Genomic DNA, 23,415 nt, shown 5'->3' with positions numbered 1-23,415 from the left:
TTTATTGCCTTTTTTCTAATCTAAGCATCCGATATAAATATTATATGAAAAATTACCTAAATTTTGAGACGGAAATTAAAGATCTTGAAAATGAGCTAGAGAAACTAAAAGATCCATATAACCAAGATGGATTATCTGAGGTAGATACCCAAAAAATTTCAAGTACACAGTCAGAAATAGATGAAAAACTAAAAAATATTTATTCAAACTTGGATCCTTGGCAAACAACAATGGTTGCACGTCATGAAGACAGACCTAAATCTAAATTTTTTATAGATAATTTATTTGAGGATTTTATTTCTTTATCTGGAGACCGTTATTATGGAGAGGATAAATCAGTTTTAACCGGTTTCGCAAAGTTTAATGGTCAATCAGTTTTAGTAATCGGTCAAGAAAAGGGAGAAGATTTAGAGAGCAGAATAGAGAGAAATTTTGGAATGATGAGACCGGAGGGTTATAGAAAAACAATAAGATTAATGAAACTAGCTAATAAATTTAATATTCCAATAATCTCATTTATTGACACTCCAGGAGCTTATCCAGGAGTAGGAGCTGAAGAAAGAGGACAAGCAGAGGCGATTGCAAAATCTATCGAGTGTTGCATGGAGCTTAAGGTTCCCACAATAGCAGTAATTATTGGTGAAGGAGGCTCTGGTGGTGCAATAGCTCTTGCTTCATCCAATAAAGTCATAATGCTAGAGAATGCAATTTATTCAGTTATTTCACCTGAAGGATGTGCCACAATTTTGTGGAGGGATCCAAAAAAAATGCTTGATGCAGCAAAAGCCATGAAGTTATCAGCTAAAGATTTGTTAAAACTAAAAGTTATTGATGAAATTATCAAAGAACCTGTTGGAGGAGCACATAGAGACAGGGATTTGATGTTAGAAAATTTAAAAAAATCATTAATTAGTAATTTAGAATATTTTAAAGAATTAAGTTCTGAGGATATTGTCAATGAAAGAAAAAATAAATTTCTAAAAATAGGAAGAAATGAAGGCTTTATAAGTACTACTGAAGATTTAAGTACTCTTAGTGTCAAAGGAAACAATTTAGAAAAAATCTTTAAATCTAAAAAGAGTTTAATAGCAATTGGTGCTGGAGTAATATTATTAATAACAGCTTTTTTCTTGTTTTAAATTTATAAGGATCCGTGGCAGTGTTTGAATTTTTTTTCTGAGCCACAAAAACAAGGTTCATTCCTACCAATTTTTTTATTTTTTAATATTTGTTTTGTATTTTCTTCCTCATTCTTTCTTTCATTTTGACCTGAGTCTACAACAATTTTTAAATTCATTAAAATGGTAACATAATCAAGTTTTAGTTTTTCTAAAAGATTTGAAAATAATTCGAAAGCTTCTTTTTTGTACTCTACCAATGGATCTCTTTGACCATATGATCTAAGTCCAATTACTTGTCTTAGTTGTTCTAAATATTGAATATGAGATTTCCAATTTAAATCAATTGATTGAAGAAAAATTCTTTTCTCAATATCTTTAGCATGACCTTCACCCAAAATTTTAATTCTTTCGTTTCTTGTTTCACTAAATTTGCTAAAAATTTTTTCTTTTAGCTCAATATCTTTTGCTTCAATTAACTCTTTTAATTCAATTTCATTAAAGCTTTTACCAACAATTTGTCTAATCCTATTACTGAACTCATTACTTTTAGGATCAGATAAATTTGAAATTTTAAGTTTAATTAAATCGTCATTAATCTCTTTTAAAAATTCATCTGAGTAATCAAAAATATGCTCACTATTCATTGCATTTTTTCTTTGTGAAAAAACTACATGTCTTTGATCATTAAGCACATTGTCAAACTTTATAAGTGTTTTTCTAATATCAAAGTTACGAGCTTCAACTTTTTGTTGAGCTCTTTCAAGTGCTTTATTTATCCATGGGTGGTCAATACTTTCTCCATCTTTAAGCCCAAGTTTTTCAAGCATTGTATTCATTGACTCTGACCCAAAAATTCTCATCAGGTCGTCTTCTAAGCTTACATAAAAAACAGAACTTCCTTCATCTCCCTGTCTTCCTGCTCTTCCTCTTGCTTGATTGTCAACTCTTCTTGACTCCATTCTTTCAGTTCCAATAACAAACAAACCCCCCAAAGATTTAATTCTTTCTTTGTTATTTTTAAGCTCATCGTCAGGAATAGATCCTTTTTTTCCGCCAAGTTGTATATCAACACCTCTTCCAGAAATGCTGGTTGTAATTATTAATGATTTCTCTTTTCCAGCATTTGCTATTATTTCTGCCTCATTTTCATGATTTTTAGCGTTTAGCACAACATGTTTAATATTTTTTTGGTTTAATAAATTTGAGTAAACTTCGGATTTATTGATGCTTGATGTAAAAACTAAAATTGGCTGACCAATATTATGACGTTCTATAATTTTATTAATAATTGCATCATTTTTTTCTTTTTCAGTTCTAAAGATTAAATCATTGAAATCTTTTCTTATCATATCGTTATTTGTAGGAATTACTAATACTGGTAAATTATAGATCTCAAAAAATTCTTCAGCCTCAGTAGCTGCAGTTCCAGTACATCCTGAAATTTTTTTATAAAGTTTAAAATAATTTTGATAAGTTATAGAGGCCAATGTTTGGTTTTCTGCCTGAACTTGAATTTTTTCTTTAGCTTCAAGAGCTTGATGCAAACCATCTCCAAAACGCCTTCCTTCCAAAATTCTTCCTGTTAGCTCATCTATAATTTTAAGACTACCTTCCTTTACAATATAATCCCTTCCTTTTTCAAACAAATGATTTGCTCGAAGTGCTTGGTTTACATGATGAACTAGATGAAGATTTTCCGGATCATAAAAATTATTATTTTTTAAAATACCAGCATTTGAAAAAAGTTTTTCAACATTATTGATTCCTTCATTTGTAAGTAGAATGCTTTTTTCTTTTTCATCAATATCATAATCTTTATCATTTAATAATCTCACCAATTTATCTATGGCTAAGTATTGAGCAGTTTTGTCTTCAGCAGCTCCTGATATAACTAGAGGAGTTCTGGCTTCATCAATTAAACATGAATCTATTTCATCTACAATTGAGAAGTGATGTTCTCTTTGAACCATCTGGTTTTCAGAGAATTTCATATTATCTCTTAAATAATCAAAACCTAGCTCACTATTAGTTGCATAAGTTATATCACAGTTATAATTTTTTTTTCTTTCAGCATCATCTTGATCGTTATTTATAAATCCTGAGGTCAGACCTAGAAAATTGTATATTTCTCCCATTTCTATAGAGTCTCTTTTTGCTAAATAATCATTAACAGTTACAATATGTACACCCTTTTCATTAAGAGCATTTAAATAAGCTGCCAAGGTAATTGTTAAAGTTTTACCCTCACCAGTTCTCATTTCAGCAATTTTACCTTCATGAAGAGCTACCCCACCAATTAACTGAACATCAAAATGTCTCTCCTTACGAGTTCTTTTTGCAGCCTCTCTCACAAGAGCAAAAGCTTCTGGCAATATTTGATCTAGGGATGTTCCATTTTTTATTTGATCTTTAAACTCAACAGTTCTTTTTGGAAAATCTGAATCATTTAAATTAATAAATTTTTCTTCAAGTAAATTTATTTTTTCAACAATTTTTCCAATCCTATCCAACTCTTTTTGATTACTGGATTTGATGAACTTGGAGATTAAATTAAGTGGGTTAAACATGACTATTTGATTTATTCTTTGTTTATATGCTTTAATATATGTATTAAATAAATATTTTAAATATCATGGGAATTAATTTATCAAACTTTTTATCATCTAAATCAAACAATACCAGAATGATTGATTTTCAGGACCTAGATCATATAGACGGCCTTTCAATCTCAGTTTTAAGTGCTAATTTATATAAAAATAATAGAGATGATCTATCAATGTTTTATTTTAGGGATGGAGCTAACCATGCATCTGTTTATACCCAATCAAATATTGTTTCTGAAAATATAAAATGGAATTTAGAACAAAATTCAAAAAAAATATTTTCCCTATTAGTTAATACCAGAAACGCAAATGCATTTACAGGTTCACAGGGTTATGAAAGTTTAAAAAAACTTGCAGATATAATCTCTAAAGAATTAACTGAAAAACAAAAACAAGATGAAGACAAACCTCAAAAAATTTCTCCAAAAGATATCTTGTTTGGTTGTACTGGAACTATTGGTGAAAAGTTTCCTTATGATCAAGTAGCGAGCCAAATTCCAAATTTAGTTAATAAAGTCCGATATACCCAAAATAAATTTATATGGATGAAGGCAGCACTTGGAATAATGACCACAGATACTAAACCAAAATTAGCTATGGAAGAATGCAAGATAGGAAATAAAAATATAAAAATTTATGGAATAGCTAAAGGATCAGGGATGATTTATCCAAATATGGCAACTACTCTTGCGTATGTTTTTACTGACGCAACCTTATCAAATGAAATTTTAAAAAAATTGTTAAAAAAAAATATATATAATACTTTTAATGCTATTTCTTGCGATGGAGATACAAGCACTAATGATATGGCAAGTATTTTTGCTACAAATAAAGTACAAAATCCTCAAATCAAAAATATTAATGATAATAAAATAAAGAAATTTGATAGAGCCTTAAATAATGTTTTGCTTAATTTAGCCAAAAGAGTGGTTGCGGATGGCGAGGGTGCTTCAAAATTTATTTCCGTAAATGTTGCTAAATGTAAAAGTGAAGAAGAAGCAAAAAAAATTGCCTTTTCCATAGCCAATTCTCCGTTGGTGAAAACCGCAATTGCTGGGGAGGATCCTAACTGGGGCAGAATAATTATGGCAATTGGTAAAGCAAATGTAAAAATAAATATAAAAAAATTAAATATAAAATTGGGAAAAATAAAAATTATTGATAACGGGAAATTGCATTCAAGTTATAATGAGGAAGTTGCAGCTCAATATGTGAAAGGTGAGAATATTGAAATTAATGTAGAAATTTACACTGGAAAAAAAAATTTTACCTCTTACACGATGGATCTTACAAAAAAATATATTGAGATTAATGCTGATTATAGAAGCTAAGATATTGCAAAATTAGATCAAGTAATTAAATGAATGTAAAAGTATGATTAAATATAGACTTATTTGCAAAGATTGTAGCATTCAATTTGATAGTTGGTTTGCTTCATCGAATGAATTTGAAAAATTAAAAAGAGGAAAATTTTTGAATTGTCATAATTGTAATTCTCAAAAAGTTGAGAAAAGTTTAATGTCACCTCAATTAATAAATAGTAAGAAGAAATCAGAAAAAAGAATAGATATCAAAAAATTAAATGAAGTAAAAAAAACCATAAAGAGTTATCAAAAGTTTATTAAAGATAATTTTATATATGTAGGTGATAATTTTGCTTTTGAGGCAAGAACTATTCATTATAATAACAAAAAAAAATCAAAAGGTATTTATGGAAGAGCATCTAATAAAGATATCAAAGAGTTAAAAGATGAGGGTATTGATACTCAAATAATTCCCTGGATAGAGGATCAAGATAATTAATTTTTTAAAAATTTCGCTATATAGTTTACTGATAAGTCGCTAGAGATTTTCCATTGATCTTTAATAATATCAAAGTTCATGCCATCAAGCTTACTTAAAGAAAGATTATTTTTATATAGAATTTTTTTTAGATCCTTAGGTTTAACAAATTTTTCCCATTCATGTGTTCCTATAGGTAACCATCTTAAAATATATTCAGCTCCAACAATTGCAAAGATATAAGATTTTAGTGTTTTATTTATTGTTGCAATAAACATTAACCCATTTTTTTTTAGTAGATTTGACGAGGATTTTAAAAATAATTCAATATCTTCAACATGTTCAACAATTTCCATATTTAAAATGACATCAAATTTTTTTTTCACATTTATTTTTTCTGGTGATGAACATATATAATTTATTTTCAATTTATTTTTTTTTGAATGTAATTTTGCAATTTGAACATTTTTTTCAGAAGCATCAATACCTGTAACACTTGCTCCGAGTCTACTCATTGGCTCTGACAAAAGACCACCTCCACAACCTATATCTAAAATATTGATACCTGACAAAGGTTTATTATTTTTTGGCAAATTAAAATTTTTAATTATGTTTTCTTTAATATATTGAATTCTAATAGGATTAAATTTATGCAAAGGTTTAAATTTTCCATTTGGATCCCACCATTCATCTGCCATTTTTGAAAATTTTTCTATTTCTTTTTTATTAATAGTGGTCATATTAGATAATTAGTTGACATAACAATTAAGATGTATTTTATCAAACATTTATTAAATAATAATTTTTAAAAAGATCATGAAAACAGTTGTTTTAAAATTTGGTGGTACTTCAGTTGGAACTATAGAGAGAATTAAAAAAGTCTGCAAAATTATTGCCTTTTATATAAAAAAGAGAAATAGAGTTGCAGTTGTTTCTTCTGCGATGAGTGGTGTGACAAACGATTTAGTAAATAAATCAAAATCAATTAGTAATAATTTTGATAGAGCTGAGTATGATGCATTAGTATCAACTGGAGAGCAAGTTTCTTGTGCGTTGATTGCAGGAAGATTAAAACATGAAGGTTTTAAATCTAGATCTATTATTTCTTGGCAACTTCCTATTTTAACAGAGGGACCTCATTCTGGTGCAAGAATTTCTTCTGTTAAGGTAAAAGAATTAAATAATTATTTAAAATCAGGTGGAATACCAATTATCACAGGATTTCAAGGAATAAATAACAATTATAGAATTACAACGATTGGTAGAAGTGGTTCAGATGCAACAGCAATAATGTTAGCAAAATTTATTAAAGCAGATGAATGTATAATTTATACTGATGTTGATGGTGTATATACCACTGATCCTAGACTGTATAAAAAAGCAAAGAAAATTAAAAAAATATTTTATGATGAGATGTTAGAAATGGCATCATTAGGTTCAAAAGTAATGCAGCCTACATCTGTTCAAGATGCAAAATTGAATAATATAGACATTAGAGTAAAATCTTCATTTGTTTCTAAGTCTGGGACATTAATTACAGGTTCAAAAAAATCATTTAGTGATCAAATAATTACAGGAATTTCATCAACTAAAAATGATGCAAAAATAACAATAGTTGGAGTTAAAGATAAACCAGGAATTGCCGCATCTATATTTAGACCCTTATCAAAAAATTTAATTAATGTGGATATGGTTGTCCAAAATATATCTCAAAATGGAAAAGAAACTGATTTAACTTTTACAATTAAAGCTGATGATTTAAAAAAAACAGAAAAGTTAATTAAGAAAAATAAGTCAATTTCATACGAAGAATTAACTTTTGATAAAAATGTATCAAAAGTATCAATAATTGGCGTTGGTATGATCACTACTCCTGGAATAACTTATAGAATGTTTCAGGCATTAGCTTCAAAAAAGATTAATATACTTGTGATATCAACTTCAGAGATTAAAATTTCTGTACTAGTCTCTTCAAAAAATGTAAAAAAAGCAGTAGCTGCCCTTCATAAAGAATTTAAACTAGACTAGTTATGAGTCTTAGACCATTTAGAAATATCAATCGAAGAAAAACAAAAGTTATTAAGGTTGGTGATGTTAAAATTGGAGGAGAAAATCCAATTTCAGTTCAATCTATGACAAATACTTTAACCACTGATGTTGCTGCAACTATAAAACAAATTAATGAAATCCATGAAGAAGGTGCAGACATTGTAAGAGTATCTTGTCCAGATGAAAGTTCATCAAAGGCCTTAAAAGAAATTACGAAAAATGTTCAAATTCCAGTGGTAGCTGATATTCATTTTCACTATAAAAGAGCTATTGAAGCAGCTGAAAATGGAGCTAAATGTTTAAGAATTAATCCAGGGAATATCGGTGACAGAGATAAAGTTCATGAGGTTTTAAAGGCTGCAAAAGATAATAATTGTTCAATTAGAATTGGTGTCAATGCGGGATCTTTAGAAAAAGATATATTAGAGAAATATAAAGAGCCTTGTCCAGAGGCTTTAGTTGAAAGTGCTATTCGAAATATTAAAATTTTAGAAGATCAGGATTTTTTCAATTTTAAAATTAGCGTTAAATCTTCAGATGTTTTTTTGTCAATCGCTGCTTACAGACAGCTATCCAAAGTAACTGATTATCCACTTCATCTTGGGATTACTGAAGCTGGTAGTTTTATTCCAGGAAGTATAAAATCCTCTATAGGTCTTGGATCATTACTTTTGGATGGAATTGGAGATACTATAAGAGTTTCCTTATCAGATGACCCAGTAAAAGAAATTAAAATTGGAAATGAGATACTAAAATCTTTAGGATTAAGAAACAGAGGAGTAAAAATAATTTCATGCCCTTCATGCGCAAGACAAGGTTTTGAGGTAATAGATACTGTAAAAATACTCGAACAAAAATTAGCACACATCAAAACTCCGATGACACTCTCAATTATAGGCTGTGTTGTAAACGGACCTGGTGAGGCTGCATTAACAGATATTGGTATTACAGGAGGTGGAAAGGGGAATAATATGCTTTATCTTTCCGGAGTACAAAGTGAAAAAGTTTTAACTGGAGATATAATTAACAGAGTTGTATCAGAAGTTGAAAAAAAAGCTTCTGAACTGGAAAAAAAATAATGATACCAATAAAAACAGTTGAAGAACTTATAACTAAACACTCTACTCTTGAGAAAGAACTTTCTTCAGGGGACTTAGATAAAAAATTATTTGCTGAAAAATCGAAAGAATATTCAGATGTAAATGAGATTATTGAGGTAGCTAAAAGCTATGTTTCCTTTGAAAATGATAAAAATGAGTTAGAAAAAATTTTAAATGACAGTTCTTCTGATGAAGAGCTTAAAAATATGGCAGATTCTGAATTAACAGAATTAAAAACTCAGTATGAAATTAATGAAAAAAAATTAAAATTATTTTTGCTTCCAAAAGATGAAGCAGATAAAAAAAATGCAATCATAGAAATTAGAGCAGGGACAGGAGGGTTAGAGGCAAGTTTATTCGCATCAGATTTGTTTAAAATGTATGAAAAAGTAAGTCATAAAAAGAAATGGTCTTTGGAAATGATTTCTATTTCAAGAAGTGATGCTGGTGGGTTGAAAGAAGTAATTGCCTCAATTAAAGGAAGTAATATTTATTCAACATTAAAATACGAAAGTGGAGTTCATAGAGTACAAAGAGTGCCAGATACTGAAACCCAAGGTAGAGTTCACACTTCAGCGGCTACGGTAGCTGTTTTACCTGAAGCTGAAGAAGTTGATTTAAAAATTAATGACTCTGATTTGAGAATAGATGTTTTTAGAGCTGGCGGACCTGGTGGTCAGTCTGTAAATACTACTGATAGTGCAGTTAGGATAACTCATATTCCAACTGGAATTTCAGTTTCCCAGCAAGATGAAAAATCACAGCATAAAAATAAAGCTAAAGGTATGAAAATCTTAAGAGCTCGCTTATATGAGTTGGAGAGATCTAGAATTGATCAAGAGAGATCTCAAGATCGAAAAACAAAAATTGGGACAGGAGATAGATCTGAAAGAATAAGAACTTATAATTTCCCTCAAGGCAGAGTTACAGATCATAGAATAAACTTAACACTCCATAAATTGGATGAATTTTTAGAGGGTGAGGTTTTTGATGAGATGATTGAGGCATTAACTTTACAAGCACAAGAAGAAAGTTTGAGTAATTTAAATTAATGATTATTTCAGAGGCAATTAAGAATGGCTCTAAAGCTTTAAGTTATAAATCTATACCGAATGCATACTTAGATTCCGAGATATTAATGGCAAAAGCAATTAATAGAGACAGAAAGTATATTTTACTAAATTCTAATAAAAAAATAAGTAAAGAAAATTTAAGTTTTTTTAGTAAATTAATAAATGAAAGATTAAAAAGAAAACCTATAGCTCAATTAACTAATCAAAAGTTTTTTTGGAGCTCGGAGTTCTATATCAACAATCATACATTAATTCCACGTCCTGATACTGAATTGATTGTTGAGAATATTTTAAAATTAACTAAGCATAAAAAAAAATTGAGTATTCTTGATATTGGTGTTGGTTCTGGATGTATTCTATTATCAGTGTTAAAAGAAAAAAAAGATTTTTATGGCACTGGCATTGATTTGAGTAAAAACTGTTTAAATATAAGCAGAATTAATGCTAATCGTCTCAACGTATTTAGCAGATTAAAACTATTTAAATCAAATGTTGACAAATTTACATTAGGCAAATATGATTTGATTGTATCTAATCCTCCTTATATTGAAAAAAGTAAAATTAAATATTTGGATAAAGATGTTGCTAGTTTTGAACCAAAATTGGCATTAGATGGCGGATTAGATGGCTTATCAGAAATCAGAAAAGTTATAAAAAAATCTTCTGAGCTGATTAAAAAAAATGGCAAATTGATATTAGAAATTGGATTTGACCAAAAATATAAAGTTATAAATTTATTAAAGAGAGAAGGATATTATATTAATAGTGTAGAGAAAGATCTTGCAAAGAATGATCGATGCATCATTTCAACAAAAATATAATTTATTAAAATCATGGTAACATTTAGAAATAACAACAATAATAACAGACGTAGTAATTTTAGAAGAAATGATAGAAATTTTAAATCTAATGGTGATAGACAAAAATTTTCATCAAACTTTTCAAATAATGAAAATTTTAAAAGAAAAGCACCAGGAAGAAATAACCATAATGCTGCAAAGTTAATTGAAAAGTATAATGATTTAGCTAGAGAGGCTCTTTCTAATGGAGATAAAATTTTGTCAGAAAATTACATGCAACATGCAGACCATTTCACAAGAGTACTTAATGAAAGAGAAATTCAAAGAAGGGAAAGATTTTCAGAAAACGTTGAAAATAGTGCTGAATTGAGTGAAGAAACTTCAGATAACGTTGTGGATATAACTGATCAAAATAAAGAAGAAGATAAATCAGAAGTTTTAGAAAAAAAGGAAGTTAAAAAGACTGCAAAATCTCAGGCTGAGACAGTTTAATTTAATCCAATAATTTTTTCAGATTTAAGAACGTCAAGTTTAATTTTTTTAGTTTCAAAAATTTTTCTTTCATTCCCTTTTAAAATTTTTCCTGATGGAAGCTTTAATTTTTGTGAGTTAACTTTTTTACCATTTACTATTACTTCGTAATGTAAATGTGGACCAGTCGATTTTCCTGTTGATCCAACATAACCTATGGTTTGTCCCTGTTTAACTCTTACACCACTTTTTATCCCTCTAGCAAATTTTGACATATGAGCATAAATTGTTTGATAAGTTGAATTATGTCTAATTTTCACGCAATTACCTCCGCCTCCACACCATCCAGCTTTTTTAACAACCCCATCACCTGAAGCCATTATAGGTGTTCCAGTTGGTGCAGCAAAATCTGTACCTCTGTGCATTTTATTAAATCCATCGATAGGATGTTTTCTCATTCCAAATGGAGAGGAAAGCCTAGCTCCATTAATTGGAGTTTTCATTAATGCTTTCTTAACACTTTTACCATTTTTATCATAGTGTCCTTCACTTCCTTCATGATCAAAATAATATAAACTATTATCTTGTCCACTTAACTCTAAGTTTGCAAAAAGAATTTCACCTGTTTCAACAATTTCATTATTTTGATTTAAAAATATTTCATACATAATTTGAAATTTATCTTCTTTTCTAATGTCTCTTTGAAAATCAACTTGAAAACCATAAATTCTTGCAAATTCAATTATAGTATTTGGAGGTACATTTTCATCCGATGCTGATTTATATAAACTTTGTAAAATTATATTTTCTTTATAAATTATTTTTTTATCTAATTTTATAGCGAGCATTTCATTTTTGAAATCATCACTATCTAAATTTCTTTTTAAATATATTTTTTGGGTATTTGAAATTTGAAAAGTAAATTCGTTAATTTTATTGTTTGTTTTATCTAAACTTAAATAAATAATTTGTCTGGTGTTTAATTTATTTAAATTAGTTTTACCTTTAAGAGATTGTTTTATTTTTATTATTTCTTTTTTTTTGATTTCATAACTCTCTAAAATTTTATCAAAAGTTTCACCTGGTCTAATTTTATGTTTTATTTTTTTATATTTAGGTTCAAGATTAGCAACAACATGCTTCAATGTTTTTTTAAAATAAACATTATCTATAAAATTATTATAAGTTTTAATTTCAGTATTTTTTTTTGCGTTAAAGTAATTTGTGGAAAGAACTACAATTATAATTAGAACAACCAGTCCAAATATTTCAAAATTTTTTTTTATTTTTCTTGCAATATTTTTAAGCATCTTCAAATAAATAATGTGCAATTATTAGTTTAGTGCCTCTTAAAAATCAAAAAAAACCAAGTAAAATCTATCATTTTTATCATTTTTTTTAATGTAATATGCTTGATTTCCTATAATTTTAGCCTATAAGCACTGAACTTTCTCAATAAAATTATTGTTAATACAATAAATTAGTGAGATTTATTGAGCCTTTTTTGCTCAATTAGCTATTTGAAAAGTAAAAATTTAAGAAGAGAAGTGTGGACGGTTAAGGTTACCAGAAATTTGTCGTACACACTTCAATCACATATAAATTTTATTCTTAGAATTTATATGGAAGCTAGTGTGCGCCGTTTTTAAACTTGAGAGTTTGATCATGGCTCAGAACGTACGCTGGCGGCACGCCTAACACATGCAAGTCGAACGAAGTAGCAATACTTAGTGGCAGACGGGTGAGTAACATGTAGGTATCTACCCTTTGGCCTGGAATAACACGAGGAAACTTGTGCTAATACCGGATAAGTCTTTACGGAGAAAGCTTTATGCACCATTGGATGAGCCTGCACTTGATTAGTTTGTTGGTGGGGTAATGGCCTACCAAGACTGTGATCAATAGCTGATTTGAGAGGATGATCAGCCACATTGGGACTGAGACACGGCCCAAACTCCTACGGGAGGCAGCAGTGGGGAATCTTGCACAATGGAGGAAACTCTGATGCAGCGATGCCGCGTGAGTGAAGAAGGCCTTTGGGTTGTAAAGCTCTTTCGTCGGGGAAGAAAATGACTGTACCCGAATAAGAAGGTCCGGCTAACTTCGTGCCAGCAGCCGCGGTAATACGAAGGGACCTAGCGTAGTTCGGAATTACTGGGCTTAAAGAGTTCGTAGGTGGTTGAAAAAGTTAGTGGTGAAATCCCAGAGCTTAACTCTGGAACTGCCATTAAAACTTTTCAGCTAGAGTATGATAGAGGAAAGCAGAATTTCTAGTGTAGAGGTGAAATTCGTAGATATTAGAAAGAATACCAATTGCGAAGGCAGCTTTCTGGATCATTACTGACACTGAGGAACGAAAGCATGGGTAGCGAAGAGGATTAGATACCCTCGTAGTCCATGCCGTAAACGATGTGTGTTAGACGTTGGAAATTTATTTTCAGTGTCGCAGCGAAAGCGATAAACACACCGCCTGGGGAGTACGACCGCAAGGTTAAAACTCAAATGAATTGACGGGGACCCGCACAAGTAGTGGAGCATGTGGTTTAATTCGAAGATACGCGCAGAACCTTACCAACACTTGACATGTTCGTCGCGACTCTAAGAGATTAGAGTTTTCGGTTCGGCCGGACGAAACACAGGTGCTGCATGGCTGTCGTCAGCTCGTGTCGTGAGATGTTGGGTTAAGTCCCGCAACGAGCGCAACCCTCACTTTTAGTTGCCATCATTAAGTTGGGCACTCTGAAAGAACTGCCAGTGATAAGCTGGAGGAAGGTGGGGATGACGTCAAGTCCTCATGGCCCTTACGTGTTGGGCTACACACGTGCTACAATGGTATCTACAACAGGAAGCAAGACTGCGAGGTCAAGCAAATCCTTAAAAGATACCTCAGTTCGGATTGCACTCTGCAACTCGAGTGCATGAAGCTGGAATTACTAGTAATCGTGGATCAGCGTGCCACGGTGAATGCGTTCCCGGGTCTTGTACACACCGCCCGTCACACCATGGGAGTTGGTTCTACCTTAAGGCAAGGTTTAAAACCCTTGACCACGGTATAGTCAGCGACTGGGGTGAAGTCGTAACAAGGTAGCCGTAGGGGAACCTGCGGCTGGATTACCTCCTTTCTAAGGATGAATGAAAGTAAAATTTCATTCTAAATAATATACAGGTAATGTTGACCGTCCTCATTTCTCTTCTTAAAGTAGTGTTTCTCTTTGCATAGGGGCCGGTAGCTCAGTTGGTTAGAGCACACCCTTGATAAGGGTGGGGTCGAAAGTTCGAGTCTTTCTCGGCCCACCAATTTAAGATCATGGGGGATTAGCTCAGCTGGGAGAGCGCCTGATTTGCATTCAGGAGGTCAGCGGTTCGATCCCGCTATCCTCCACCAAAACACTTAGTTATAAAAAATCGTAAAGAATTAATAATTAATATCAATATCTATATCCGAACATTAGTAATGTTATTAGCTAATGTTCAAAATAAAAATTTGATTCAACACAGAATTTTTTTCTGTGCATAAATCAAGCGTTTAAGGGCGTGTAGTGGATGCCTTGGCACTGAAAGCCGATGAAGGACGTGATATACTGCGATAAGTTTCGGGGAGCTGTATGTAAGTTTTGATCCGAAAATTTCCGAATGGGGAAACCCACCACTTTATGTGGTACTTTAAACTGAATACATAGGTTTAAAGAGACAACCTGGAGAACTGAAACATCTAAGTAACCAGAGGAAAAGAAATCAATTGAGATTCCGTTAGTAGTGGCGAGCGAACGCGGACTAGGCCAGTAGTTTTGTTAAAAAAATTTGAATAGTTTGGAAATGCTAACCATAGAGGGTGATAGTCCCGTATGAGTAATGTTTAACAAAATTCATGAGTAAAGCGGGACACGTGAAATCCTGCTCGAATATAGGGGGACCACCCTCTAAGCCTAAATACTCTTCAGTGACCGATAGTGAACTAGTACCGTGAGGGAAAGGTGAAAAGAACCCCTATTAGGGGAGTGAAATAGAACCTGAAACCGCATGCCTACAATCAGTCGAAGCTCTTTTTAGAGTGACGGCGTACCTTTTGTATAATGGGTCAGTGACTTAATTTATAAAGCAAGCTTAAGCCATCTAGGTGTAGGCGCAGCGAAAGCAAGTCTTAATAGGGCGATTAGTTTTATGAATTAGACCCGAAAACGAATGAGCTTACCATGAGCAGGTTGAAAGTTGGGTAACACCAACCGGAGGACCGAACCAGTTGACGTTGAAAAGTCTTTGGATGACTTGTGGTAAGGGGTGAAAGGCCAACCAAATTCGTAGATAGCTGGTTTTCCGCGAAAACTATTTAGGTAGTGCGTTGAATAAATAGACATTTAGAGGTAGAGCACTAAATGGGCTAGGGGGAAGAGATTCTTACCAAACCTAATAAAACTCCGAATGCTAAATGTTGTTCTTCAGCAGACAGACTGTGGGTGCTAAGGTCCATGGTCGAGAGGGAAAGAGCCCAGACCACCAGATAAGGTCCCCAAATTATGATTAAGTGTGAAAGGATGTGGAAATTCCTTAACAGCCGGGAGGTTGGCTTAGAAGCAGCCATCCTTTAAAGATAGCGTAACAGCTCACCGGTCTAATAGAGTTTCTGCGCCGAAGATGTAACGGGGCTAAAATCATATACCGAATCTGTGGATTTATAATTTTTTCGAAAATTATAACTGGTAGCGGAACGTTCTGTAAGCCTGTGAAGGGATACCCGCGAGGGATCCTGGAGGTATCAGAAGTGCGAATGCTGACATAAGTAACGATAAAAGAAGTGAAAAACTTCTTCGCCGAAAATCCAAGGGTTTCTGCGCAAGGTTAATCCGCGCAGAGTTAGTCGGCACCTAAGGCGAGGGCGAAAGCCGTAGTCGATGGAAATAAGGTTAATATTCCTTAACCAGATGGTAGTGACGGATCTTGTAAGTTGTGAGTTCTTAATGGATTGAACTTGCCGCGAAAAGGTTCCAAGAAATAGCTCCATCATTAGACCGTACCCTAAACCGACACAGGTGGATTAATAGAGTATATTTAGGCGCTTGAGAGAATGATGTTGAAGGAACTCGGCAAAATGCTTCCGTAACTTCGGGATAAGGAAGACCTGTTTTTAGGCAACTAGAGATGGGTGGCACAAGCCAGGGAGAAGCGACTGTTTATCAAAAACACAGGGCTCTGCTAACACGTAAGTGGATGTATAGGGTCTGACGCCTGCCCGGTGCTGGAAGGTTAATGCGGTTGGTGCAAGCTAACTTCTGAAGCCCCAGTAAACGGCGGCCGTAACTATAACGGTCCTAAGGTAGCGAAATTCCTTGTCGGGTAAGTTCCGACCTGCATGAATGGCGTAACGATTTCTCCGCTGTCTCCAACATCAACTCAGTGAAATTGAATTCTCCGTGAAGATGCGGAGTTCGCGTAGTTAGACGGAAAGACCCCGTGCACCTTTACTGCAACTTTACATTGGTATTAGGAAAAACATATTTAGTATAGGAGGGAGACATTGAAGCATAGGCGTCAGTTTATGTGGAGTCACCAGTGAAATACCTCTTTTGTTTTTCTTGGTATCTAACTGATTGCCGTTATCCGGCATCAAGACATTGTATGGTGGGTAGTTTGACTGGGGCGGTCGCCTCCCAAATAGTAACGGAGGCGTGCGAAGGTAGGCTCAGAACGGTCAGAAATCGTTCGTAGAGTGCAATGGCATAAGCCTGCCTGACTGTGAGACTGACAAGTCGAGCAGAGACGAAAGTCGGTCATAGTGATCCGGTGGTTCTGAGTGGAAGGGCCATCGCTCAACGGATAAAAGGTACGCCGGGGATAACAGGCTGATACTGCCCAAGAGCTCATATCGACGGCAGTGTTTGGCACCTCGATGTCGGCTCATCACATCCTGGGGCTGGAGCAGGTCCCAAGGGTTTGGCTGTTCGCCAATTAAAGTGGTACGTGAGCTGGGTTCAGAACGTCGTGAGACAGTTCGGTCCCTATCTGCTATGCGTGTAGAAGAATTGAGAGGAGTTGACCCTAGTACGAGAGGACCGGGTTGAACATACCACTGGTGGACCGGTTGTAGCGCCAGCTGCAGTGCCGGGTAGCTAAGTATGGACGAGATAACTGCTGAAAGCATCTAAGCGGGAAACTCACCTCAAAACTAGTTCTTCCTATAGAGCCGTGGTAGACCACCACGTTGATAGGCTGGATGTGGAAGCGCAGTAATGCGTGCAGCTGACCAGTACTAATAGCTCAATTGGCTTGATTTATGCACTGAAAAAAATTTCATTTATATAGATATCTTTAAAAATTCACATTTTTTTTGAAAAATAATTATTAATTTTTCTAGCTTAATAAGTTTGTAAGTGTAGAGTATAATCTTTTATTGTACTTTTAATTAAAATGAAAAACTTTATTGAATTTGGTGTAAAAAAATTAAAAAACAAAAAAGTTTATGAGACGTTGTATGGGAATCTTTATGATACCTACATGTTGGGCAGATATTTTAAGGATATATATAATCTTAATCAGGTAGTTACAAACAAGACTTTATTTCATGATAAATTATTACATGACAACAAAGACTTAAAATTTAATTTAATAAATTATTTTCTTTTAATTGACAATAAATACAAAAATTTTTATGAATTTGGTTTTACTTTGTATGAAAAAATTTTCTACTTCAAGTTTTTTAACAAGTTTTTTAAAAATAAATTAGATTTAAATAAAGTGAACTACTCTGGTAATGAAATATCAGACCAATTTATTTTTTTCTGTCAAAACTTTTTCCAAAACTATAATTTAAAAATATCTAAAAGCATTCACAAAAATTTCTTTAAAGATTCTGTGTTTTTTTCAAAGGGAGTTACTTTGCTATACGAAAAAAAAAATATATTTTTTTTAAGAAATTTTATTAAATATTGTAATGCTGGATCCTTTGATATTTCATTATATCCACAAAAAAAAATTTTAATACTCGAAACAGGTTATCAACTTAATTACCCTTCAATAGAAGAGTTTAAGGAACTGATCAAAAATTCTAAAAAAAATTTCTTTTATAGAAATAAAAAAAAAATTGGAAAAAAGTTGTATTTAGAAGTTATTTTTGGAGATAAAAATTTAGGAAATAGAATTAATAGGCAGTTATTTAAATTTTCAAAAACTGAAAATAAAAATTTGAATAAACATTTGTGCCTCCAAAAGAAGTTTTATAAGCTTCAATTAGATAATTTTATATAGTTTTTGTTTAGGACAATTTGTCTAACCATAGGATGCGCAATATAATATGGGATATATTTTTTTTTTGTTTTTTTGTAATTAAATTTTTTTTTGCTTTTTAAAAAACATATTAAAGTTTTAGCTCTAATTTGATTGTCAAAATCCTCTTCAATTAAGTTTAAATTTTTTGGATAATTAAAATTTTTTTTATAAAGTATCTTTCCATTATCTATTTCCTCATTTAACTCAAATAAAGTCACACAGATTTTTTTTTTTAAAATTATTGAATAGTAAATTGTAGTACTCCCTTTAAATTCTGGTAAATCTCCAGGATGACAATGGAGCAACTTATGTTTTAGTAATAATTTATTTTTTACAATCTCACCAGGATATGTAGCAATAATATTTATTTTTGATTTAAATTGTAAAAATTCTTTTTCTAAGATTTTAGAGTTAATATTATTTGTTTTTAAATAAATTAAAAAATTTGATAATCCTTTTTTTTTAATGAATTTTAAAATGGATCCTTTGGTTTTTGAATATAAGATTATTTTCTTAAAATTAATTTTATTTTTTATTAATTCATTAATGTATTCTAAAGACCTTTTGGTTTCTGAAATTATAATAGTTATCACAAGTACCTACTCAATAATTTATTTTCATATTTAATATTTTTTATAAAATCATGTATTTGACAAGAATGATTCTTTGATAAATAATTTAAAATTAACAAGTCATTTATTTTTAAAATCGTATTTAACTTTTGTAATTGATTGATTTTATCATTATTCATTAAAAATTTACTAAAAATTATATATGAATTAAAGCAAGCGTCATTATTAGATTTTTTTTTAAAATTTCTGATGTTGTATTTTTCCTTAAGTTTTAATTTAGAATTAAATTTTTTATAAAATATAATAAAATTTGATTTATTTAAAAACTTTGAATAAAAATTACAGGCAACACATTTTTTTAATTTAGTATCACTTTTCTTAATTTTTTTACAAATATATTTAATTATATTACTTCTTAATTCGATATCCTTTTTTGTAAAAATTATTTTTTTATATTTAGCTGATATAATTTTTTTAATTCTTTTTTTTATTAACATCATTTATTTTTTTTATTATTTGATCTATTGTTTTTTTCTTATAAGGTAAAAAATTATTCTTTATCACAATGTCATTTTTATATGGAGTTGGGAAAAATATTTTTTTTCCAACAACATTTTTTTTTGAGTAAATTCTTTTATTGTTTCTTTTTTTTAAAACTTCAAAATTTGTCTTTATATAAATTTGAAAATAATTAGAAAATTTCTTTCTATTTATTTTTTGATGCTCTCTAAATATTGACAATATCGAACATACAACTGTAAATCTTTGTGTATCTAAAAATTTGCACAAGTCTGAAATTAAAAGAGAGTTTTTTTCTCTATCTTTTTTTGAGTATTTTAGATTATAAGTTATATATTTTCTTATAGTATCTCCATCAATTAATATTTTTTTTCCTTTAATTTTTTTATATATTTTTTTTGATAAATAAGTTTTTCCTGATCCTGAAAGTCCAATTATCCATATTACCATTGTTTTATATCTTTTTCTGTAAAACTATGATCAGAAGAAGTATCTACTTCATACCAATAATTTTTATATTTTTTTACTTCGAGTGAAATTATATTTTTTTTTATGCATAAATTTAAAAATGAAGTCATATCTATTTTTTTATTATTAAGTTTTTTAAAAAAATTATAACATCTAAAAAATGAATCTTTTTTTAACTTTAAAATGCCCATAAATTGATATTTTGGGAGATTATTTTTGTCAATTTTTGATCCTATCTCAATTAATTTATTATTTTTTGTAATTAAATTTTCTGCATCATTAACAACTTTTGAAAATGACATTCTATTTTTCCAATTATTTAACCAATTAACATTCACAGGTAAAATATTTTTTTTGGGTTTTAGTATCTCAAAAATATCTTCATGAACAATTATATCCCCATAGACTACTACAATATCTTGCTTTATAAATTTCTTAGCCAGAAAAAGACTGTATACCATATTTGTAAAAGCATATTTATTATTTGTGATATTTTTGAATTCTAAGCTTTTTACAATTTTTTTTAAATGCTGACTTTTATATCCAGAGATTATTATTTTGTTTTTAAATTTTTTAAAAAAAACACTATTGTGTAGAAGTAATGGTGTTGAATTTATTTCCAATAAGCATTTAGGTCTGTTTCTAAATTTTTTTGGTAATCTCGAACCTCTACCTGCTGATAATACTATTAGTTGCATAAAATTTTTTAATTAATTTTTTATCAAATTCTTTAAATTTAGAATATCTTTCAGGATGCCACATTATTCCTAATATTTTTTTTTTTTTAAAATGAAAAGCTTCGACTGTATTATCTTTTGTAACTCCAAATATATTTATGTTATTAATTTTATTAATCCTTATGGAGTCATTATGATAAGAATTAACATTTCTTACAAATTTTTTTTTATTTATGTTAAAAAAAACTTTATGATCACCAACAACACTAGTATTTTTTTCTAATTTAAAAGCAAATTTTTTTGCTAAAAATTGAGCACCTAAGCAGATACCTAAAATTTTAATTTTATTTTTTAGTGCAAATTTATATATTTGATTATTTATTTTATTTCTAATTTTATTTTTTTTATCTTTAGAAAATAAATCATTTCCTCCAGAAAACACAATTAGATTATATTTATCTTTAATTGAATTATTAAAAATTTCAATTTTGGAATTAATATATATTTTTTTAAAAAAATTTATTAATTTAGTATCAACACAATATTCAAATTGGTTTTTGTAAATTTCTCTTATTGTTGGTACAATTAATATTTTCATTAATATAATTTTTTATTTAGGCAGTCTAAGGTTATATATTTCTTATTTTTCAAAGAGTTGAAAATTTCTTCACCAACACCTATGGCTGCAGGAAGCCCAAGTTCTGATGCTCTTATACTCATATGTGAGTTTTGGCCTCCATATTTAGTAATTAATCCTTTTATTTTTTTTGAGAAAATGAAATCATAGCCTGGATCTGCACTTTCAATCAATAATATTTTTTTTTCAATTTTTTTTATATTTTCAAAATTATCTAATTCTAATAATTCTCCTAAAATTGATTTCTGAGTAATAAAATTACCACTATTATTATTTTTTTCATAAATATATAGATCTTTAGTAGAAGTTATCGTTTCTGGGAGATGCATTAATGAATTATTTTTAAAGATAATTTTGTTTTTTTTAATTTCATCTTTAAGATCATCAATAACAAATATTGAGTCAAGATTATCATGAAGTTCTAAAATACTTCTAATGTTTAAGTAAGATAAATCATTTCTGTCAATTTTGTATTTTTTTCCAAAATTTATTAAATTTTTAAAAACTAGATCAATACACTTAGTAAATATAAATTTTGAGTATTCTCTCAGGTAAATAGAATCTTTCAAGAATTTGACAAATTGTATGGTATTTAAATTGAAATTATTTTTTTTTAAAAAATCCGAAATATATTTTTTTTGTTTTTTGGAGAAATTAAATATTACATTTTTATTCTTAAATCTGTTTTTTTTATTAAAATATATTTTATAACCTTCTTCATAATTTGGAGTCATAATATCATATGTATTGGGGCGCAAATGCCCATTAATTTTTGAAAATTCTTTTCTGCTCAGATTTACAAAATCATTATTTACTTTGGTTGCAATATTTTTTATTGAATTTAAAAATCTATTTTTTTCTGAAATTGACAATATTTTATTATCAACAAGTGAGTTTAATATATCAATTGCGATAAAACCACATCTTGCCAAACCTGCAAAGGCTACGGTGCCATTTTTTTTGCACTCTTCAATTAAAAAATATATAATGCTAATACTATCTGTATTTAATTTAGAAATTTTATAAATTGATTTATCTAAATTTTTGATTTTTTCTAAATCTTTTTTAGATTCTTTAAAAGCAATATTATTTATATTTTTCAAGCTACTTTTAAACTCTTTTAGCTCTTTTTTTTCTAATTTATTTTCAAGTTCTTTTTTTATTCTACTATTTGTATTTGGAGTGAAACATGTAAATAATATTTTAAATTCTATTTTGTCATGAAAATCTTTGTTTTTCTTAAATTTACTAAGATAAAAATTGATAATTTTTTGTGATAATTTTGAATTAATTTTCTTTGGAATCCATGAATTAAAATCTACCCTAACATCTATATATGGAGTGCCAAAAAAAGTTGTCATGAGATGGTGGGACTCAACGTTTTTAAAACCGTAATTATCTCTATGTTTTGACCAAATATGATCTGTTATCAGCTCTTTGTATAGAGTTAATGCGAGAGGCCTTGGCTTTGTTCCAATAATTTCTGCAGGGTTCCAGTCAGGCATAACACCAAAATAGTTTTTATTGCCAAATAGATCATAATTTTTTTTTTGAAGTTTATTTATCTTTTTTTTCAACCTTTCTAAATTTTGGTAGTAAAATTTCTTGGAGACAATTTCTTTATTTTTGGGCAGAATTAATTTTCTTACTTGTAAAATATGTAATTTTTTTCTTTTATCTATTGCAAACTCAACATCTAGAAGATCGTTATTAAAAACTTTCTTTAATTTATCTACTTCTTTCAAAAGTTTATAAAAATCATTTTTTTTATTAATATATTTTTTATCAGCTATGTTTATTGAAAAAGAGTTTTTCTTTCCTGACGTTACAACTTCAGTATCTTTTCCTTTATGATAATTTATTGTGATGATAGGTAAATAATTATGAATGTCAGCTGTTGTACATACTCCTGAAATAGCAACATTGGTAACCATATTTTGAATAATTACTTCATTTTTATTGCTATAACTTTTATAACTTTTGATTACATTGCAAATTTTAGTTTCCACATCATTTCTATCCAATGGGGATACATTAAGATAACTTTGAAACTTACCTGCATTTGTAGTTTTTGTTGTATCCTCATCAACTGAAGATGATCTAATTGCAATTTTTTTTTTACCAAATTTTGTATTGATTTTTTTAATAAAAAAGCTTTTTTTTTTTATAAATGAATTTGCTTTTATTAGATATGTATCCGGTACATTAAATCTTTTCGATTTTAAAAATAATAGGGTTTTACCTTTTGATTTATACATAATATATTATGTATAATTTTATATA

The 23,415-nt window shown here is 29.8% G+C and carries 18 protein-coding genes, 2 tRNA genes and 2 rRNA genes; 13 read left to right on the top strand and 9 right to left on the bottom strand.

Features of this window, described 5'->3' with window-relative positions:
- Positions 1-44 precede the first annotated feature (44 nt).
- Positions 45-1,139, top strand: a complete 1,095-nt coding sequence (locus ACTTBN_RS04610) for an acetyl-CoA carboxylase carboxyltransferase subunit alpha (RefSeq protein WP_440681224.1) — start codon at positions 45-47, stop codon at positions 1,137-1,139.
- A gap of 2 nt (positions 1,140-1,141) precedes the next feature.
- On the opposite strand, the gene secA is transcribed toward ACTTBN_RS04610, so the two are convergent.
- Entirely contained in the window at positions 1,142-3,688 is a 2,547-nt protein-coding gene (gene secA / locus ACTTBN_RS04605; protein ID WP_440681223.1) for a preprotein translocase subunit SecA, read from the bottom strand.
- 65 nt (positions 3,689-3,753) lie between these two features.
- Between secA and argJ the strand changes: the two genes are divergently transcribed.
- Both argJ and ACTTBN_RS04595 read left to right on the top strand, forming a co-directional pair.
- Positions 3,754-5,055, top strand: coding sequence for a bifunctional glutamate N-acetyltransferase/amino-acid acetyltransferase ArgJ (argJ, locus tag ACTTBN_RS04600; RefSeq protein ID WP_440681222.1), 1,302 nt, complete (start codon positions 3,754-3,756; stop codon positions 5,053-5,055).
- A 43-nt stretch (positions 5,056-5,098) separates the two neighbouring features.
- The gene (locus ACTTBN_RS04595; protein WP_440681221.1) at positions 5,099-5,527 is read left to right on the top strand and encodes a DUF1178 family protein; all 429 of its coding nucleotides are present in this window, start codon (positions 5,099-5,101) and stop codon (positions 5,525-5,527) included.
- On the opposite strand, the gene ubiG is transcribed toward ACTTBN_RS04595, so the two are convergent.
- Positions 5,524-6,246, bottom strand: coding sequence for a bifunctional 2-polyprenyl-6-hydroxyphenol methylase/3-demethylubiquinol 3-O-methyltransferase UbiG (gene ubiG, locus ACTTBN_RS04590; protein ID WP_440681220.1), 723 nt, complete (start codon positions 6,244-6,246; stop codon positions 5,524-5,526). The two genes, ACTTBN_RS04595 and ubiG, sit on opposite strands and share 4 nt — an antisense overlap.
- Before the next feature lie 76 nt (positions 6,247-6,322).
- Between ubiG and ACTTBN_RS04585 the strand changes: the two genes are divergently transcribed.
- From ACTTBN_RS04585 to ACTTBN_RS04565, 5 genes are read left to right on the top strand one after another with little or no spacing between them, the layout of a single operon-like run.
- The gene (locus ACTTBN_RS04585) at positions 6,323-7,534 is read left to right on the top strand and encodes an aspartate kinase (protein ID WP_440681219.1); all 1,212 of its coding nucleotides are present in this window, start codon (positions 6,323-6,325) and stop codon (positions 7,532-7,534) included.
- 2 nt (positions 7,535-7,536) lie between these two features.
- A complete protein-coding gene (ispG, locus tag ACTTBN_RS04580; protein ID WP_440681218.1) occupies positions 7,537-8,634 on the top strand; it encodes a flavodoxin-dependent (E)-4-hydroxy-3-methylbut-2-enyl-diphosphate synthase in 1,098 nt (365 codons plus the stop codon).
- Positions 8,634-9,707, top strand: a complete 1,074-nt coding sequence (gene prfA, locus ACTTBN_RS04575) for a peptide chain release factor 1 (protein WP_440681217.1) — start codon at positions 8,634-8,636, stop codon at positions 9,705-9,707. Before ispG ends, prfA begins: the two co-directional genes overlap by 1 nt.
- Entirely contained in the window at positions 9,707-10,549 is an 843-nt protein-coding gene (gene prmC / locus ACTTBN_RS04570) for a peptide chain release factor N(5)-glutamine methyltransferase (protein WP_440681216.1), read from the top strand. The genes prfA and prmC overlap by 1 nt, the downstream gene beginning before the upstream one ends.
- 12 nt (positions 10,550-10,561) lie before the next feature.
- Complete coding sequence (locus ACTTBN_RS04565; RefSeq protein ID WP_440681215.1) at positions 10,562-11,020, top strand: DUF4167 domain-containing protein; 459 nt, start codon at positions 10,562-10,564, stop codon at positions 11,018-11,020.
- Here the strand turns inward: ACTTBN_RS04565 and ACTTBN_RS04560 are convergent.
- Complete coding sequence (locus tag ACTTBN_RS04560; RefSeq protein WP_440681214.1) at positions 11,017-12,309, bottom strand: peptidoglycan DD-metalloendopeptidase family protein; 1,293 nt, start codon at positions 12,307-12,309, stop codon at positions 11,017-11,019. The genes ACTTBN_RS04565 and ACTTBN_RS04560 overlap by 4 nt on opposite strands.
- 337 nt (positions 12,310-12,646) lie before the next feature.
- Between ACTTBN_RS04560 and ACTTBN_RS04555 the strand changes: the two genes are divergently transcribed.
- The 5 genes from ACTTBN_RS04555 to ACTTBN_RS04535 all read left to right on the top strand — a co-directional run bounded on the left by ACTTBN_RS04555 (position 12,647) and on the right by ACTTBN_RS04535 (position 18,238).
- A 16S ribosomal RNA gene (locus ACTTBN_RS04555) occupies positions 12,647-14,121 on the top strand.
- Between the two features lie 98 nt (positions 14,122-14,219).
- Positions 14,220-14,296, top strand: a tRNA-Ile gene (locus ACTTBN_RS04550).
- Positions 14,297-14,308: 12 nt separating this feature from the next.
- Positions 14,309-14,384 (top strand) — tRNA-Ala (locus tag ACTTBN_RS04545).
- A gap of 131 nt (positions 14,385-14,515) precedes the next feature.
- Positions 14,516-17,268 (top strand): 23S ribosomal RNA (locus ACTTBN_RS04540).
- Together the 16S and 23S rRNA genes with 2 tRNA genes alongside form the textbook arrangement of a ribosomal RNA operon.
- 133 nt (positions 17,269-17,401) lie before the next feature.
- Positions 17,402-18,238, top strand: coding sequence for a hypothetical protein (locus ACTTBN_RS04535; RefSeq protein WP_440681213.1), 837 nt, complete (start codon positions 17,402-17,404; stop codon positions 18,236-18,238).
- On the opposite strand, the gene ACTTBN_RS04530 is transcribed toward ACTTBN_RS04535, so the two are convergent.
- The 6 genes from ACTTBN_RS04530 to ACTTBN_RS04505 are packed head-to-tail and all read right to left on the bottom strand — an operon-like array spanning position 18,217 to position 23,390.
- A complete protein-coding gene (locus ACTTBN_RS04530; protein WP_440681212.1) occupies positions 18,217-18,852 on the bottom strand; it encodes a formyltransferase family protein in 636 nt (211 codons plus the stop codon). The genes ACTTBN_RS04535 and ACTTBN_RS04530 overlap by 22 nt on opposite strands.
- Positions 18,849-19,331, bottom strand: a complete 483-nt coding sequence (locus tag ACTTBN_RS04525; RefSeq protein WP_440681211.1) for a hypothetical protein — start codon at positions 19,329-19,331, stop codon at positions 18,849-18,851. The genes ACTTBN_RS04530 and ACTTBN_RS04525 overlap by 4 nt, the downstream gene beginning before the upstream one ends.
- A complete protein-coding gene (locus tag ACTTBN_RS04520) occupies positions 19,306-19,800 on the bottom strand; it encodes an adenylyl-sulfate kinase (RefSeq protein ID WP_440681210.1) in 495 nt (164 codons plus the stop codon). Before ACTTBN_RS04520 ends, ACTTBN_RS04525 begins: the two co-directional genes overlap by 26 nt.
- Positions 19,794-20,516: an NTP transferase domain-containing protein gene (locus ACTTBN_RS04515; protein ID WP_440681209.1), complete on the bottom strand. Its 723-nt coding sequence runs from the start codon at positions 20,514-20,516 to the stop codon at positions 19,794-19,796. The genes ACTTBN_RS04520 and ACTTBN_RS04515 overlap by 7 nt, the downstream gene beginning before the upstream one ends.
- Entirely contained in the window at positions 20,488-21,093 is a 606-nt protein-coding gene (locus ACTTBN_RS04510) for a glutamine amidotransferase-related protein (RefSeq protein ID WP_440681208.1), read from the bottom strand. Before ACTTBN_RS04510 ends, ACTTBN_RS04515 begins: the two co-directional genes overlap by 29 nt.
- The gene (locus tag ACTTBN_RS04505; protein ID WP_440681207.1) at positions 21,093-23,390 is read right to left on the bottom strand and encodes a PEP-utilizing enzyme; all 2,298 of its coding nucleotides are present in this window, start codon (positions 23,388-23,390) and stop codon (positions 21,093-21,095) included. The genes ACTTBN_RS04510 and ACTTBN_RS04505 overlap by 1 nt, the downstream gene beginning before the upstream one ends.
- Positions 23,391-23,415 lie beyond the last annotated feature (25 nt).

The sequence above is a fragment of the Candidatus Pelagibacter sp. HIMB1623 genome, from assembly GCF_052047695.1.
Lineage (GTDB): Bacteria > Pseudomonadota > Alphaproteobacteria > Pelagibacterales > Pelagibacteraceae > Pelagibacter.
The sequence above is the reverse complement of the archived record's forward strand: the minus strand, read 5'-3'. Positions and strand labels throughout refer to the sequence as shown.

Excerpts from the sequence above, each read along its gene's own strand:
- ACTTBN_RS04610 (WP_440681224.1), top strand. The coding sequence starts at position 45 with ATGAAAAATTACCTAAATTTTGAGACGGAAATTAAAGATCTTGAAAAT.
- secA (WP_440681223.1), bottom strand. The coding sequence starts at position 3,688 with ATGTTTAACCCACTTAATTTAATCTCCAAGTTCATCAAATCCAGTAAT.
- argJ (WP_440681222.1), top strand. The coding sequence starts at position 3,754 with ATGGGAATTAATTTATCAAACTTTTTATCATCTAAATCAAACAATACC.
- ACTTBN_RS04595 (WP_440681221.1), top strand. The coding sequence starts at position 5,099 with ATGATTAAATATAGACTTATTTGCAAAGATTGTAGCATTCAATTTGAT.
- ubiG (WP_440681220.1), bottom strand. The coding sequence starts at position 6,246 with ATGACCACTATTAATAAAAAAGAAATAGAAAAATTTTCAAAAATGGCA.
- ACTTBN_RS04585 (WP_440681219.1), top strand. The coding sequence starts at position 6,323 with ATGAAAACAGTTGTTTTAAAATTTGGTGGTACTTCAGTTGGAACTATA.
- ispG (WP_440681218.1), top strand. The coding sequence starts at position 7,537 with ATGAGTCTTAGACCATTTAGAAATATCAATCGAAGAAAAACAAAAGTT.
- prfA (WP_440681217.1), top strand. The coding sequence starts at position 8,634 with ATGATACCAATAAAAACAGTTGAAGAACTTATAACTAAACACTCTACT.
- prmC (WP_440681216.1), top strand. The coding sequence starts at position 9,707 with ATGATTATTTCAGAGGCAATTAAGAATGGCTCTAAAGCTTTAAGTTAT.
- ACTTBN_RS04565 (WP_440681215.1), top strand. The coding sequence starts at position 10,562 with ATGGTAACATTTAGAAATAACAACAATAATAACAGACGTAGTAATTTT.
- ACTTBN_RS04560 (WP_440681214.1), bottom strand. The coding sequence starts at position 12,309 with ATGCTTAAAAATATTGCAAGAAAAATAAAAAAAAATTTTGAAATATTT.
- ACTTBN_RS04535 (WP_440681213.1), top strand. The coding sequence starts at position 17,402 with ATGAAAAACTTTATTGAATTTGGTGTAAAAAAATTAAAAAACAAAAAA.
- ACTTBN_RS04525 (WP_440681211.1), bottom strand. The coding sequence starts at position 19,331 with ATGATGTTAATAAAAAAAAGAATTAAAAAAATTATATCAGCTAAATAT.
- ACTTBN_RS04520 (WP_440681210.1), bottom strand. The coding sequence starts at position 19,800 with ATGGTAATATGGATAATTGGACTTTCAGGATCAGGAAAAACTTATTTA.
- ACTTBN_RS04515 (WP_440681209.1), bottom strand. The coding sequence starts at position 20,516 with ATGCAACTAATAGTATTATCAGCAGGTAGAGGTTCGAGATTACCAAAA.
- ACTTBN_RS04510 (WP_440681208.1), bottom strand. The coding sequence starts at position 21,093 with ATGAAAATATTAATTGTACCAACAATAAGAGAAATTTACAAAAACCAA.
- ACTTBN_RS04505 (WP_440681207.1), bottom strand. The coding sequence starts at position 23,390 with ATGTATAAATCAAAAGGTAAAACCCTATTATTTTTAAAATCGAAAAGA.